At 57.9% G+C, this 12,094-nt stretch carries 12 protein-coding genes and 1 riboswitch; of the genes, 5 read left to right on the forward strand and 7 right to left on the reverse strand.

From position 1 onward, the window contains the following. Positions 1-28 precede the first annotated feature (28 nt). Positions 29-1,195 (reverse strand): glycosyltransferase family 4 protein, encoded by a 1,167-nt coding sequence (locus tag BN3277_RS03890; protein ID WP_059040986.1) that lies wholly within the window; start codon positions 1,193-1,195, stop codon positions 29-31. Positions 1,196-1,421: 226 nt separating this feature from the next. Between BN3277_RS03890 and BN3277_RS03895 the strand changes: the two genes are divergently transcribed. Next, the gene (locus BN3277_RS03895; RefSeq protein WP_059040987.1) at positions 1,422-2,546 is read left to right on the forward strand and encodes a YheC/YheD family endospore coat-associated protein; all 1,125 of its coding nucleotides are present in this window, start codon (positions 1,422-1,424) and stop codon (positions 2,544-2,546) included. A gap of 116 nt (positions 2,547-2,662) precedes the next feature. Here BN3277_RS03895 and BN3277_RS03900 read toward each other — a convergent pair whose 3' ends face one another. The 3 genes from BN3277_RS03900 to BN3277_RS03910 are packed head-to-tail and all read right to left on the reverse strand — an operon-like array spanning position 2,663 to position 5,702. Then, positions 2,663-3,466, reverse strand: coding sequence for an energy-coupling factor transporter transmembrane component T family protein (locus BN3277_RS03900; RefSeq protein WP_059040988.1), 804 nt, complete (start codon positions 3,464-3,466; stop codon positions 2,663-2,665). Further along, positions 3,463-5,091, reverse strand: a complete 1,629-nt coding sequence (locus BN3277_RS03905; protein WP_059040989.1) for an ABC transporter ATP-binding protein — start codon at positions 5,089-5,091, stop codon at positions 3,463-3,465. Before BN3277_RS03905 ends, BN3277_RS03900 begins: the two co-directional genes overlap by 4 nt. After that, positions 5,091-5,702, reverse strand: a complete 612-nt coding sequence (locus tag BN3277_RS03910; protein WP_059040990.1) for an ECF transporter S component — start codon at positions 5,700-5,702, stop codon at positions 5,091-5,093. Before BN3277_RS03910 ends, BN3277_RS03905 begins: the two co-directional genes overlap by 1 nt. Positions 5,703-5,802: 100 nt before the next feature. Continuing rightward, positions 5,803-5,914, reverse strand: a riboswitch (TPP riboswitch). Between the two features lie 180 nt (positions 5,915-6,094). Here BN3277_RS03910 and asd point away from each other — a divergent pair. Further along, positions 6,095-6,892: an archaetidylserine decarboxylase gene (gene asd, locus BN3277_RS03915; protein ID WP_059040991.1), complete on the forward strand. Its 798-nt coding sequence runs from the start codon at positions 6,095-6,097 to the stop codon at positions 6,890-6,892. Positions 6,893-6,942: 50 nt separating this feature from the next. On the opposite strand, the gene BN3277_RS03920 is transcribed toward asd, so the two are convergent. The 3 genes from BN3277_RS03920 to BN3277_RS03930 all read right to left on the reverse strand — a co-directional run bounded on the left by BN3277_RS03920 (position 6,943) and on the right by BN3277_RS03930 (position 9,642). After that, positions 6,943-7,857 (reverse strand): DUF4097 family beta strand repeat-containing protein, encoded by a 915-nt coding sequence (locus BN3277_RS03920; RefSeq protein ID WP_059040992.1) that lies wholly within the window; start codon positions 7,855-7,857, stop codon positions 6,943-6,945. 216 nt (positions 7,858-8,073) lie between these two features. Then, entirely contained in the window at positions 8,074-8,859 is a 786-nt protein-coding gene (locus tag BN3277_RS03925) for a helix-turn-helix domain-containing protein (RefSeq protein WP_059040993.1), read from the reverse strand. 126 nt (positions 8,860-8,985) lie between these two features. Next, positions 8,986-9,642, reverse strand: a complete 657-nt coding sequence (locus BN3277_RS03930) for a GntR family transcriptional regulator (protein WP_059040994.1) — start codon at positions 9,640-9,642, stop codon at positions 8,986-8,988. 134 nt (positions 9,643-9,776) lie between these two features. On the opposite strand from BN3277_RS03930, the gene BN3277_RS03935 reads away from it, so the two are divergent. The 3 genes from BN3277_RS03935 to BN3277_RS25930 all read left to right on the forward strand — a co-directional run bounded on the left by BN3277_RS03935 (position 9,777) and on the right by BN3277_RS25930 (position 12,027). Beyond that, positions 9,777-10,397: a pyridoxamine 5'-phosphate oxidase family protein gene (locus tag BN3277_RS03935; protein ID WP_059040995.1), complete on the forward strand. Its 621-nt coding sequence runs from the start codon at positions 9,777-9,779 to the stop codon at positions 10,395-10,397. 113 nt (positions 10,398-10,510) lie between these two features. After that, on the forward strand, positions 10,511-11,809 hold the full coding sequence (locus BN3277_RS03940) for an aminotransferase class I/II-fold pyridoxal phosphate-dependent enzyme (protein ID WP_059040996.1): 1,299 nt from the start codon (positions 10,511-10,513) through the stop codon (positions 11,807-11,809). A 107-nt stretch (positions 11,810-11,916) separates the two neighbouring features. Further along, the gene (locus BN3277_RS25930) at positions 11,917-12,027 is read left to right on the forward strand and encodes a YjcZ family sporulation protein (RefSeq protein ID WP_222860910.1); all 111 of its coding nucleotides are present in this window, start codon (positions 11,917-11,919) and stop codon (positions 12,025-12,027) included. The last annotated feature ends 67 nt before the right edge of the window (positions 12,028-12,094 follow it).

Consider the following 12,094-nt stretch of genomic DNA (forward strand, 5'->3'; position numbering starts at 1 on the left):
CCATAGAATTGCGGCCCTTCAGACCGGTTTAGGTTTTGGCGCTCCGGCGGCTGGCGGTTAGGACACAGCCGGCACGTACGATGTCGACCCAACGGTCCGCGGCGTGTTCCCACCGGTAATGACGGCGGATGATTTCCCGGCCGGCGCTGCCAAAGACCCGGCGAAGCTCTTCATCCTGCAGCAGCAGAACGATTTGGTCCGCCAAGCTCGCTTCCTTCCCTCCGGCAAGCAGGCCATCCACAGCAAATTCGATGATGCGGGGATCACTGGCGTCCAGAATGGGCACCCCCATGGCCATCGCTTCAATACGGGTTAGCATCGAAGCCGCGTCATTACCCGGCAGGAGAACCAAACAGTCGGCCAAAGCATATCCGTCCGATAGGGGAGCATTCGGGGTGGCCGGCAGGCGGACAATCCGTTTGGGATCCAAGGCGGCGGGCCCATCCGTCGCCCGGTGCTCCGGCGATTCACGTAACGAACCGGGGAGGTCGGCGGCCAGGAACAACAGCAGCGCCTCTGGCACCCGGCCCAAAACGTCGGAGAGCGCGGTGACGATTCCGCTCGTTTCTCCTGCCGTCGGGAGGCGGCCGGACAGCAGAACGATTTTACGGTCGGCCCATCCGAGATCCGCCAGTCGACGTCGTCGTTGCTGTTCTCCTTCCAGCGTCCAGCGCGGCACGCCATCCTCCAGGCTGGATCCCGGCGGATTCACCCAAACCGGGGTGAGCAGGGCAGGGAACCGCTCCAGCAATTCGGCTTTGGCTCGTTCGCTGGCGACGATCAGGCCATCCACGCTTTCCAGGACATGCGGTGTGCAGGCCTTGGGATGACAGGAAGGGGAGAAGACCGGAGCGGAGGGCAGCGTCAACAGTACGCGGGATAACGGGAGCCGCCCCTTCAGCTGGCAAGCCAGCAGCGGTCGGCCATGAACATCCACCGTATCCGGCCGCCATTTGCGCAAATGCCGCAGCAGCGTCTCCAAGTAGAGTCGTCCTCCGGGCAGGCGGTAGAAGGGAACGCTGCCGATCCATCCCTGCGACGGCATAGGTCCGTCCGCGATGCCGAAGATGCGAATCTGCAGACGCTCCGCCGCGTGGGGGATCATCCGCTCTAACACCTTCTCCGCTGGCCGATGTTTTCCTGAAGACGCCGCAAGGGCGCCGGGGGCGATGACCGCGACTTTTTCCCGATCCATGTGGAAGTCTCCCTCCTTACCGTTTCGCTTGTATTCGTTATCCTAAATATACGAAACCTTCCCGCTAAATGTGACTGCTTCTGAGAAGATAAGCCCAATTCATTCATAGGTGTGAAGCTCCCCGGTGATCGCCCGAAAACAGGCGGCTGTCGCAGCACAGTCGTCCACTCTTTTTACCCGGGACAACATACATTGGAGGAAGAAGCACGGGAAGGAGGAAACCCACTTGAGTCAGGACACTGTCGGAATCTTGCTGAACTCCAGCATGTACCGAGGGATCCCCACGCGCAGAACGGGCCAAGAGTGGATCGCAGGATATGAAGAAGCGGCCCAGGAATACGGATTATCCCCCGTTTTCCTGCGTCTCGGCGGCATCAGTCCAGCGGGGGACCGCTGCATCGCGTATGTCTATAACGGCATCGAATACGTGGAGCAGCGGCTCCCCTTGCCGGCGGTCATCCATAACCGTGCGCTGTATCCCCAACTGGCGGCCCAGAAAAAACTCCAATCCCTGAACGACCGAGGGTTTACGATCTTTAACGCCAACAACCGTTACGGGAAAGACTATATCCACCGTCTCCTCTGGAACACTCCCCATCTGCGGGCGTACCTTCCCGCTGCGATGCCTCTGAACTCCGAGAGCTTGCGGAGGATGATGTCCCGCCATCCCGACCTTATCTTAAAGCCGATTCGCGGCTCCGTGGGCCACGGCGTGATGCGTTTGCGGTACACGCCGCCGTCCGGGTGGGAATTAACCTATGCTTCAGCCAGAGGTAAGCAACCATGGCATACGGTGCGACTGCAGCGGGGAGAACTGCCGCCGTGGACTCGGCGTATGCTCCGGAGCACCCCTTATCTGGTGCAGGAGCGCATCCCGCTGGCGGAGTTCGAACAACGTCCCATCGATCTGCGGATTACCGTCCAGCGAGGAAGCGGAGGTCAGTGGGGGGTAACGGGGCGGTTTGCCAAAGTCGCCGCCGCGGGCAGCTTCGTCTGCAATATCGCCAAAGGCGGAGAAGCGCAACCTGCCGAGGAGCTGCTGGCCAAAGCGCTACCGGCGGAGATCGTCCCTTCGGCGCTGGCTCATGTCGAGAACCTGGCCCTGGAGATCTCTCGCCATCTCGGTAACCGGCTGCCGCATCTCGCTGACCTGGGGCTGGATATCGGTCTAACGGCCAGTGGGCGGCCTTACTTTATCGAATCCAACGGGCGAGACCAGCGTTACGGATTTCGGAAGGCCGGAATGTCCGAAGCTTGGAAGGATTCGTATCGCCAGCCGATGGCTTACGCCCGTTATTTGCATGAGCAGACGGCCTGGCGGCGTAATTCGCCGAAGCCGGCTGCTGAATAAACGGGCCGTGGGCAGCAAAAAAAAGGGCATGATCCCTTTAGCTTCGGTACGAGTAAAAATCGTACCCTGGAGGGAATCATGCTCTTTCGTATGCTGATCTGGGAATGTGATCGCCGTTAATGATAACGGACATCCGCGATGCCAAACAGCGGGTATATAAACGCCAGCGTATAAGCTGCTGCTGCAACCAATCCTAAGATCAGCATCACCAAACCATCATACCGTGAAAAGGTGGTGCGGTAATAATAAGTACGCGAGCGGTTGCCGTCAAAGGCCTTGGCCTCCATGGCGACGGCGACGCGATGCGCTCGGCGGATGCTCTGGGACAGCATCGGTACGGCGTACAGCTTGGCTTGGGCGACGAGCCCGGGCAGCCCGCGCGGACGGCGGACACCGCGAATCAGCAGCGCATTGCGGCGGACAAGCAGCTCCTCCCAGACCATCGGGAGCAGCCGAACCGAAGCCATAAAGCTGTAAGCATATTTTGGCGGCAGCTTCGCCTGCTGCATCAGCGCGTAAAACAAGGCGACCGAAGGCGTAGTTAACACGAACAATAACCCTTCTGCGGCAAACGCCACGGCCTTAAACCCGATATGAATCCCCCGGAAGAAGCTCTCCTCGGAAATGCGGAACAATCCCCAGGACCACCAAATCTCCTCGCCTTTACCAAACAGAATCATCGTCGCTGCCGAAGAAGCGAAAATCAGCGCGAAAGGGACGACCAGCAGGGCGATTTTCCACGGCTCGTAACCGCTCATCAGGAAGAGCAGCACCGTAAACAAAACCGCTTGATAAAAAATAAAGTCCAGCCGATGCGTAAATAACGTCAGCAAAAACAGCAGGATCATCAACCCCAGCTTGGCGGCCGGGTTCGCCCGGTGCAGCCAGGTCTGCCGTTTTGGCGTTAAGAACTTCCTCATTTCGTCATCACCGCCTCTGCGCCAGGTTGTCCCTGCCGTTCCTTCTCCGCGGAGAACGCGGCTTCCGACTCAGACGGCAGGGGAGATCCGGACGGAGAACCCTTATTCGTATCCGTCTTGAAGTTCCCTGTCCGCCGGGTCAGCCGCTGGGACGTCAGCCGCCCGTCCCGTACCTCCCAGTGCTGGGTAGCGATTTGCTCGGCGATCCGTTCCTCGTGCGTCACCATGAGGATGGCCGTCCCCATCCGGCGCAACGACTCGCATAACTGCAGGATGGCGAACGTGTTCGCCGCATCCTGGCCGAAGGTCGGCTCGTCAAGCAGCAGCAGCCGTTGCTCGCGCACCACCGCCGAGGCCACGCTGAGGCGGCGTTTCTGTCCCAGCGACAGCTGGTAGGGATGGCGCGATTCCAAGCCGGTTAGGCCAAATCGCCGCAGAACCTCCGCTACCCGTTCGTCAATCCCATCGGCCTCCCATCCGTCTTCTCGCAGCGAAAAGGCCACTTCCTCCGCCACCCGATCGGCGACGAATTGAAACTCGGGATTTTGGAACACAAAGCCGATTTCGCGGGCGGTTCGCTCCAACTGCCGCCGGCGGGCGCGGCGGCGCAGCTTCCCGGTTTCCATCCGAGCTCCCTGCAACACGTACGTGCCCTCCGCCGGGAGCAGGTTGATCAGGCTGAGCAGCAGCGAGCTTTTTCCCGCGCCGTTGGGCCCCGTGATCGCGATCCAATCGCCGGGATACACGGCGGCCTGCCCTACTTGAATCACGGGGCGTCCTTGCCGGCGTCCGCAATACGACGTCAGCTGCACCATCGCCGGCTCGCCCAAACGTCTTCCGTCCTCTACCGGCTCCAGCAATCGGCGACCTGCTTCTGTGGCAAAGTATTGATCCCAGACCCCAGGATACCAAATGCCGAACTCCACCAGCTCGGACCGGTACGTATCAAACACCCGCTCCGGCGCCCCTTCGCCTAGCACCCGTCCGTCCGGTCCAAATAACACGACGCGGTCAACCAGGCCAAGCGCCGTCAGTTCCTCGATCCGGTGCTCGACGATGATCAAGGTGCGATCCTCGGCCACGTTGGCGATCGCTTGCCAGATTTGCTCGCGGCCCTGCGGGTCCAGCAAAGCCGAAGGCTCATCCAGCAGCAGCACCTCCGGATCGCCAAGCAGCACCGACGCGAGCGCCAACCGCTGCTTCATCCCTTGGGACAGCGAATCGATCGGCACATGGAGCTCGGGCAGGTCCAAGCCCACCTTGACCAAAGCGGCTTCCATCCGCGCGGCCATGTCCGGCTGCTGCACTCCCAGGTTCTCCAGGGCAAACGCCAGCTCCTCGTCCACGTAAGGCATGCAAAACTGCGTATCCGGGTCCTGAAACAGGAATCTCCACGACGAAGGGAGCTGCTGCGCGGACATCCGCATCGGGATCTCTACCAATTCCGGGATGATCCCCGACAACACCTGGAGCAGCGTCGATTTGCCGCATCCGCTGGGCCCCAGCAGCAGGACGTGTTCGCCGCGCTGCACGGAGAAATCCAAATCCTTAAAGACGAATTCAGATTCCCCGGGGAATTTCAACCGCAGCTCCCGGACTTCCGCAACCGTTTCTGCCTTCCGCATCAGTCGTTTAACGCCGCGTAGTCCTTCGGATCAACCGGACGCAGCAGCGTGGTGACTCCCGTCGCTTCCACGGCCTTCACCACGGCATAAGCGAAGTAACCGCAGATCAACGCCGAGCTCACCGCTCGCATGGCATATTTGGCGGTCAGAAGCCACGGCTCGTAATCCTGCACATAGCCGTAGAAGAAATCGGGAATCACCGAACCAACAGCGGCCCCAATCCCGGCCAGCGCAGCAACGGAGCCGGAGAATTTCCGGTACCGGAACGCGGCGAATACCAGTTCTGCCCCTAAACCTTGCAGGATGCTGTAAAGGACCAGTTGAACCCCCCATTCGCTGCCGAACAGAATTTCCACGTGGGCCGCCGCGACCTCGGCGATCAACGCAACTCCCGGTTTGCGAATCAGCAGGAACACCAGCGTTGCGGCCAGAAACCACATCCCGTACACCAGTTCATCCGCCTGAAAGAACAGCGGGGAGAACAGATTGTACACCGAGCTCCAGAAATGATACACCACGCCCAGCACCAGCGAGACCAGCACCGTCACCAGCAGATCGCTTAGCTTCAAGCCGCGGCCCTTTCTTTTTTGAACAACCTCCGACATCTTCATCTCTCCTCCTGAAAAATGTTATTCATCGCATCGCAAAAAAAACCGTCTGAATAGGCTCAGACGGCGGTCAGGTCACGAGGGCACGCAAAAATGCGCAAAACATCCCGGACGATCGATTCTCTACGCTGGCATTATCCAGATCAGATTAACGGTCCGCGGCGCATTATGCCGCTATCTCAGCCTGATTCGCTCAAGCCCCCGTATCCCTATGCGATTGTTATAAACATACACCAACCCAGCCTAGGCATCAAGCCTTAATTTGTACAAATTTGTAAACCGGGGTTACAAGCCACCGTATTGATTTCGCCCCTATTCTGTGTCAAGATAAGCGGAAGTGGCAACGAATTCATCAAACCAACACAGCACTAACGGACAGACTAGGAGGATGCTATTTGGCCGCGGCATGGATGAAATGGATGACGGAGCTCTCCTCGCGGAAATGGCTATCCCGGATGATGGGCAAGTTCTCCCATTCGGGGGTGAGCCGGGCGATGATCCCTTTTTTCGCCAAATCCTACGGGATTCCGCTGCATGAAGCAGAGAAGGAACTTCGGGAATACCGCACGCTGAACGAGTTCTTTACCCGCAAATTAAAGCCGGGCATGCGCCCGCTGCACGCGGAGCCGGGAGCGCTGATCAGCCCGGTGGACGCGTTGATCACGTTTATGGGCGAGGTCCAGTCCGGCACGATCCTGAACGTCAAAGGACAGGATTACTCGCTTGAAGAGCTGCTGTCGCGCTCCCCACGCGTGGAAACGTACAAACAGGGTTACGCTTTTGTTCTTTATCTCAGTCCTACCGATTATCACCGGATTCATGCGCCCGTCACCGGCAAGAGGCTGGAAAGCGAGCATGTGAAAGGCCGGGTCTACCCGGTTAACGATTTTGGCATGCGTCATATGAAGAAGGTGTTGTGCCGAAACGAACGCCTCATCACTTATATCTCCCACGCCTATGGGGAGATCGCGCTCGTCAAGGTGGGCGCGATGAACGTCAGCAGCATCCAATACACCGATCCCTCGGCGAAAAGCTGGGAGCAAGGCGACGATCTAGCCTACTTTGAATTCGGATCAACCGTCGTCCTGCTCACACAGAACGGGACGTTCACCCCGTTGCCCGAGCTCGAGCCCGGACGCAAAGTACGGATGGGCGAAGCGCTGGGACGCTTTAACTCCACGAATCATCGCTAAATCCAGAGATGACATCCGCCGGCTTCGGCCGGCTCTTCCCCGTTAGAAAGTTATTGAACCGTAACGCTGCCGATGGAAGTCCCCAGCGCGATCAGCGGCCCTCCGCCGCCCCGCTCGCTTCGTCCTTTCGCTGCCCCGTTAATTTCACCCAACTCGCTTGACGTTTCCAAATCGCAGGCTAACGATGGATCCAGCGTCGCTGTGACGCTGCCGACATCGGTTTTGGCCTGAAGCTCACTGCCCGAGTCCATGGCGAGAATGTTCAGATCAATACTGCCGGTGGCCGTACGGATCGATGAATTGCCTAACAGCCGGGCGTCCTCTACCCGAATTGACCCGACATCTCCTTGAAGCCGGTAGGTTCCCGTCAGCCCGCTTGCCGCGATCTCCCCCACATTGTTTGTGACTTCGAACTCCTGAATTCCGGCAGGGACCTCAACGACATAATCGATGCGAAATTCGGTAAAATGCAGCTCCTTCTGCGCCCAATCCCACAAATTTTGGTCCGGCGCGCCTTTGGCGTGCACGCGTACCTGAGCCGAATTGCCCCGAGGGGTAACGGTCACCTCGCTTTGCTCGAACAATTTATCCAGCTTCTCCTTACGTGCAGGCAGATCGGCCGCCTGGATCGTCGCTTTCACCACGATCTGATCGGACGTGCCTTTCTTGAGCTCGAGACGCCCTACGGCATTCTCCAACTGCAACTTGCCGGCCGTGCCGATCTCTCCGCTTGCCGACAGCTCATGCGAGCGTCCCGTGAACGTCAGATCGTTTTTCCACTCACCGGCGGCCAAGGCCACCGATTGCTGGACCGACGCCGCCGTCTGGCTGATCGATTGGCTTACTGAGTCAACGGTGCTTCCCAAGGTCTGCTGCAGCTGATTTTCCGCCGGACCGCAGCCCGTAGCCAGGGTCAACAGAACCGCCGATGCGGCCAGCCATGCCATTTTGGATGTATGTTTCATATGAATTTTCGTCCTCCTTATATTTCCACCTATTCTGAATTATACCGGGGTTCCCCGGAACGACCACAGGCGCGGGACCGGTTCGCTTCCTAGACTTTGGTCAAGGAAACGCTTGCTCAGGAGGCATGCCAAAAACCGCCGGAGCTGATCACTCGGCGGTTGAGATCAAATGGGCTTGAATGCTAGACAGAGATAGGCTTCGTCGAGCGAGCCTGCCTAGCGGATTTCCGACGGGCTTTTCCCCGTATATTGTTTGAACTGGCGACTGAAGAAGAAGATGTCCCGGTACCCCAGCGCATCGGCGACCTCGGTGACATTCATGCCGGCATGCAGCAGCAGATGCTGTGCCCGATCAATCCTCGACTTGATGATGTAAGATTGGACCGACATCCCGATAATCTCCTTAAACTTGATGGAGAAATACCGCGGGGACAACCCTGCCCGGGCGGCCAAATCCTGCACCTTGTGGGGCAGACCCGGATGCTGCAGCACATAGTTAGCCACCTCGTGGATCACTTCATGCAGCTGATTGCTGACCTTCTTCTCTACCGGCACCTGGCGTTCCTCGCGGAGCAGATGGATCAACAGCTGCTTGAGGATCAGCTGAGCCTCTTCCTCGGCGGCATACGCCTTCATCAAAAATAAGCGGACGTAACGAGACAACATATACTCGAAATCCAACGTATCCTCCAGCACACGGTAAGAGCCCGGCACTTCCATAACCGGCTCATGGACATCGAAATGAATGTACGTCAGCACCAGGGGGCGCTGCGGATTGTGCGTGGCACTGGTGTGGTCCCCTTTGCGGAAGAGAAAGCAGCTGCCTTTGCTGACCGGAATGGGCTGGTCGTTCAGGACAACCGTACCTTCACCGCTCCACACATAGAATAGATCGTAGTTCTGCAGCGGCTTCTCCCGCTTGTGCCATTTCCAACCGGGTTCGCACACGATTTTGGCGAACGCCGGCTTCAATTCAAATGAAGATGGTGAAACGTGAAGCATGTCCTTCCCTCCCAAAAAAGATCCTAAAGGCGAATACTTCTGCCTGACCGTACCGTTGGGCATTGTCATTATGAAAAAATGAATGACAAGCTCTTTCTCCCTATTATACCTGTTAAATCCACGGGTTTAAATATCCCTCCAGGCGGCTTTCATGCGAAATACGCCTTCGAGGAGCGAATTTTCGTCCAAATGGGAAAAAGCAAAGCAGGCGGCAGGGGGGCCCGGCGCAACTCGATAGGTCGCTGCATCGCGAAATTGGACGCCGCGGGCGGCCGCTGCCTGACGGAACGCTTGGAACTCCTCCGGCGTGCGACGCCATTCGGCGTATAGCAGCAAGCCGGCATCGGCCGAGCGAAGGTGGAACAGCTCGCCCAGCTCCTGTTCCAGGCCACGGCGGAACGCCTCTTGCTTGGCGCCGTAGTGGCGGCGCATCCGGCGCAGATGGCGCTCGTAGCCGCCCGTGCGCATGAACCGGGCGAGCGCCCGCTGCTCCAGCGCCTTCGGCCCGTCGTCCGTCCGCGGGGGCTGCCATCCGCCGGCGACAAACGTGCCGCTTCCGACCTTGCTCCGTACATAGCCGTCGGCGTGCAGCATGTCATACGCCTGCGAGACGCTGCCGCGCGACAGGCCGTATAGTTGGGCCAGCTCCCGGGTCGCTGGCAGGCGCGTCCCCTCCGGCAGCGTACCGTCGAGGATCACTGCGCGCAGCGCGTGGTACACGGCCAAATATTTGGTTCGGTATTTCTCGCTGAACGACGCCAGCGGGATCGTAAAGTCCGTCATCCCAAGTCCCTCCGCATCTATCTCAAATATACGCACTCTATAAATGGACCAATAAAATTACTTTAGATTGGTTCTTTTTTCTTGTCAATTTCGAGCGTATGCTGGAAGTCAATGCTAGGGAGGGGGAAGCCGCAATGCGCAGAAAAGAGTTCGGCATCACGGAAGAAGCGGAAATTCACGAGTTTTTACAGGAGATGAGCTTTGGCTTTCTTGGCACGGTGGGCGAAGATGGATGGAGCCGGGTCACACCGCTAAACTTCGTATACGATGGGGCTTATTTTTACTTTCACGGAAGCCTGGCCGGGGAGAAAATGAAACATCTCGCCCGCGATCCGCGCGTGAGCTTTACGGTGGCCAAGGAGTATGCGATCATCCCGTCTTATTTTACCGATCCCAAGCTGGCCTGTCCGGCTTCGGCTTATTTCAAAAGCGTCATGGTGCGCGGACGGGTGGAAAAGGTGGATGATCCGGCGGAAAAAGCCCGGGCCTTCACCCTGTTTATGGAGAAGCTGCAGCCGGAAGGCGGCTACGCGCCCATCACACCGGAGGATCCCGACTATGCCGGACAACTGAAAGCCGTCGCGTTATGTCGTATCGTCCCGGAATCGGTTAGTGCCAAATTCAAATTCGGCCAAAACCTGAAGGAGCCCGCTCGGACGGCGGTGACCTCCGGTCTGGCGAAGCGGGACGGTGAGCTTGATGTCGAGACGATCGCTAACATGAAGAAATACTGTCCGGCCCACCGCGAAAATTAGGCGGTGCCCCTCGCGATTTCACCGTGACGCGCCCGAATCGAAATGATATAATGTTAGGCAGTTTAAGACGGTACTGTCCTAAAATATCAAACCGATTTGGAAGGATGAATGAGATGAACCCACTCGCGGAGCAGTTAAATGAGAGCGTCAAATCCGGCAATAAGCACGTGTACGACATGCTGTCGACGCTGGGCAAGGAAATTTATTTCCCGAAGGAAGGCATCCTGAGCCAATCTGCCGAAGCTTCGGCCCACGCCAAGAAGTTTAACGCCACGATCGGCATCGCCACCGAAAACGGCGGTCCGATGCATCTGGCAGCTATACAGGACACGCTGTCGGCTTATAAGCCGCAGGATTTGTACCCTTATGCCCCGCCCGCAGGCAAACCCGAGCTGCGCAAGGTATGGCGCGACAAAATGCTCCAGGAAAACCCGTCGCTCGCCGGTAGAAACTTTGGCCAACCGATTGTCACGAACGCCTTGACTCACGGCCTCAGCATCGTCGCCGACCTGTTCGTCGATGAAGGTGACGCCGTCATTTATCCGGACAAAAACTGGGAGAACTACGAGCTCACCTTCGGGATTCGCCGTCACGCCGACATCGTGAATTTCCCGCTGTTTACCGAGGACATGACCTTCAACAGCGCCGGGCTGCGTGAAGCGCTGCTGGCCCAGAAGGACAAAGGCAAGGCGGTCGTCATTTTGAACTTCCCGAACAATCCAACGGGATATACGCCAGGCGCCAAGGAAGGCGGGGAAATCGTCGCCGCAATCCAGGCTGCGGCCGAGGAAGGCATCAATGTGGTCGTAGTTACCGACGACGCGTATTATGGGTTGTTCTTCGAAGATTCGTTAAAGGAATCGTTGTTTGGCCAACTGGCAGGACGCCATCCGCGGATTTTGCCGATCAAGGTAGACGGTGCCACGAAAGAGGAATATGTGTGGGGCTTCCGCGTCGGGTTCATTACTTACGCCGCCGAAGACCCAACCCTCCTGGCTGCCTTGGAGCATAAGACACTGGGCATTATCCGCGCCACGATCTCAAGCGGCGCCCATCCTTCGCAGACGTTTGTGCTGCACGCTTTGAAATCTGAGGAATTCGCCGAGCAGAAGGAAGAGAAGTTCCGGATCATGAAAGGCCGGGCCAACAAGGTCAAAGCTTTACTCGACAGCGGCAAATACGGGGATGTTTGGGAGTACTATCCGTTTAATTCCGGTTACTTCATGTGCCTGAAGCTAAAAACGGTAGCGGCGGAATCGCTCCGTCAGCACCTGATCCACGAGTATGGTATCGGTACGATCGCGCTTGGCGACACCGACCTGCGGATCGCCTTCTCCTGTATCGCAGAGGAGTATCTGGAGGAGCTGTTTGATCTGATTTATCAAGGCGTTCAGGACCTGCAAGCCAAATAGGCGGCAGTCCGCCGGAGATCGGCACGATGGCCCACGCACGCTCTGGCCCCTTTTCATACAATACGGTGTACGATCACACAACACCTGAATGGGAAAGGGGAATGAAAATGAGCGGAGTTGAAGAAGTAAGAGGCGGCTACGGCGGCCTGTTTACGAGCACAGGCGTGATCCTGGTTCTCTTTATCCTGTTGGTTATCGTTAGCCGTTCCATCCTGTAACAATCGACGCATAAAATAAGGCCTTCAAGCAAAAACGGACCGTTCCCGAATTGGGGAACGGTCCGTT

This window comes from Paenibacillus rubinfantis (genome assembly GCF_001486505.1).
Taxonomy (GTDB): domain Bacteria; phylum Bacillota; class Bacilli; order Paenibacillales; family Paenibacillaceae; genus Fontibacillus; species Fontibacillus rubinfantis.

Bases quoted from the DNA above. Each gene is read 5' to 3' on its own strand.
- BN3277_RS03890 (WP_059040986.1), bottom strand. From the start codon at position 1,195: ATGGATCGGGAAAAAGTCGCGGTCATCGCCCCCGGCGCCCTTGCGGCG.
- BN3277_RS03900 (WP_059040988.1), bottom strand. From the start codon at position 3,466: ATGAGGAAGTTCTTAACGCCAAAACGGCAGACCTGGCTGCACCGGGCG.
- BN3277_RS03905 (WP_059040989.1), bottom strand. From the start codon at position 5,091: ATGCGGAAGGCAGAAACGGTTGCGGAAGTCCGGGAGCTGCGGTTGAAA.
- BN3277_RS03910 (WP_059040990.1), bottom strand. From the start codon at position 5,702: ATGAAGATGTCGGAGGTTGTTCAAAAAAGAAAGGGCCGCGGCTTGAAG.
- BN3277_RS03920 (WP_059040992.1), bottom strand. From the start codon at position 7,857: ATGAAACATACATCCAAAATGGCATGGCTGGCCGCATCGGCGGTTCTG.
- BN3277_RS03925 (WP_059040993.1), bottom strand. From the start codon at position 8,859: ATGCTTCACGTTTCACCATCTTCATTTGAATTGAAGCCGGCGTTCGCC.
- BN3277_RS03930 (WP_059040994.1), bottom strand. From the start codon at position 9,642: ATGACGGACTTTACGATCCCGCTGGCGTCGTTCAGCGAGAAATACCGA.
- BN3277_RS03935 (WP_059040995.1), top strand. From the start codon at position 9,777: ATGCGCAGAAAAGAGTTCGGCATCACGGAAGAAGCGGAAATTCACGAG.
- BN3277_RS03940 (WP_059040996.1), top strand. From the start codon at position 10,511: ATGAACCCACTCGCGGAGCAGTTAAATGAGAGCGTCAAATCCGGCAAT.
- BN3277_RS25930 (WP_222860910.1), top strand. From the start codon at position 11,917: ATGAGCGGAGTTGAAGAAGTAAGAGGCGGCTACGGCGGCCTGTTTACG.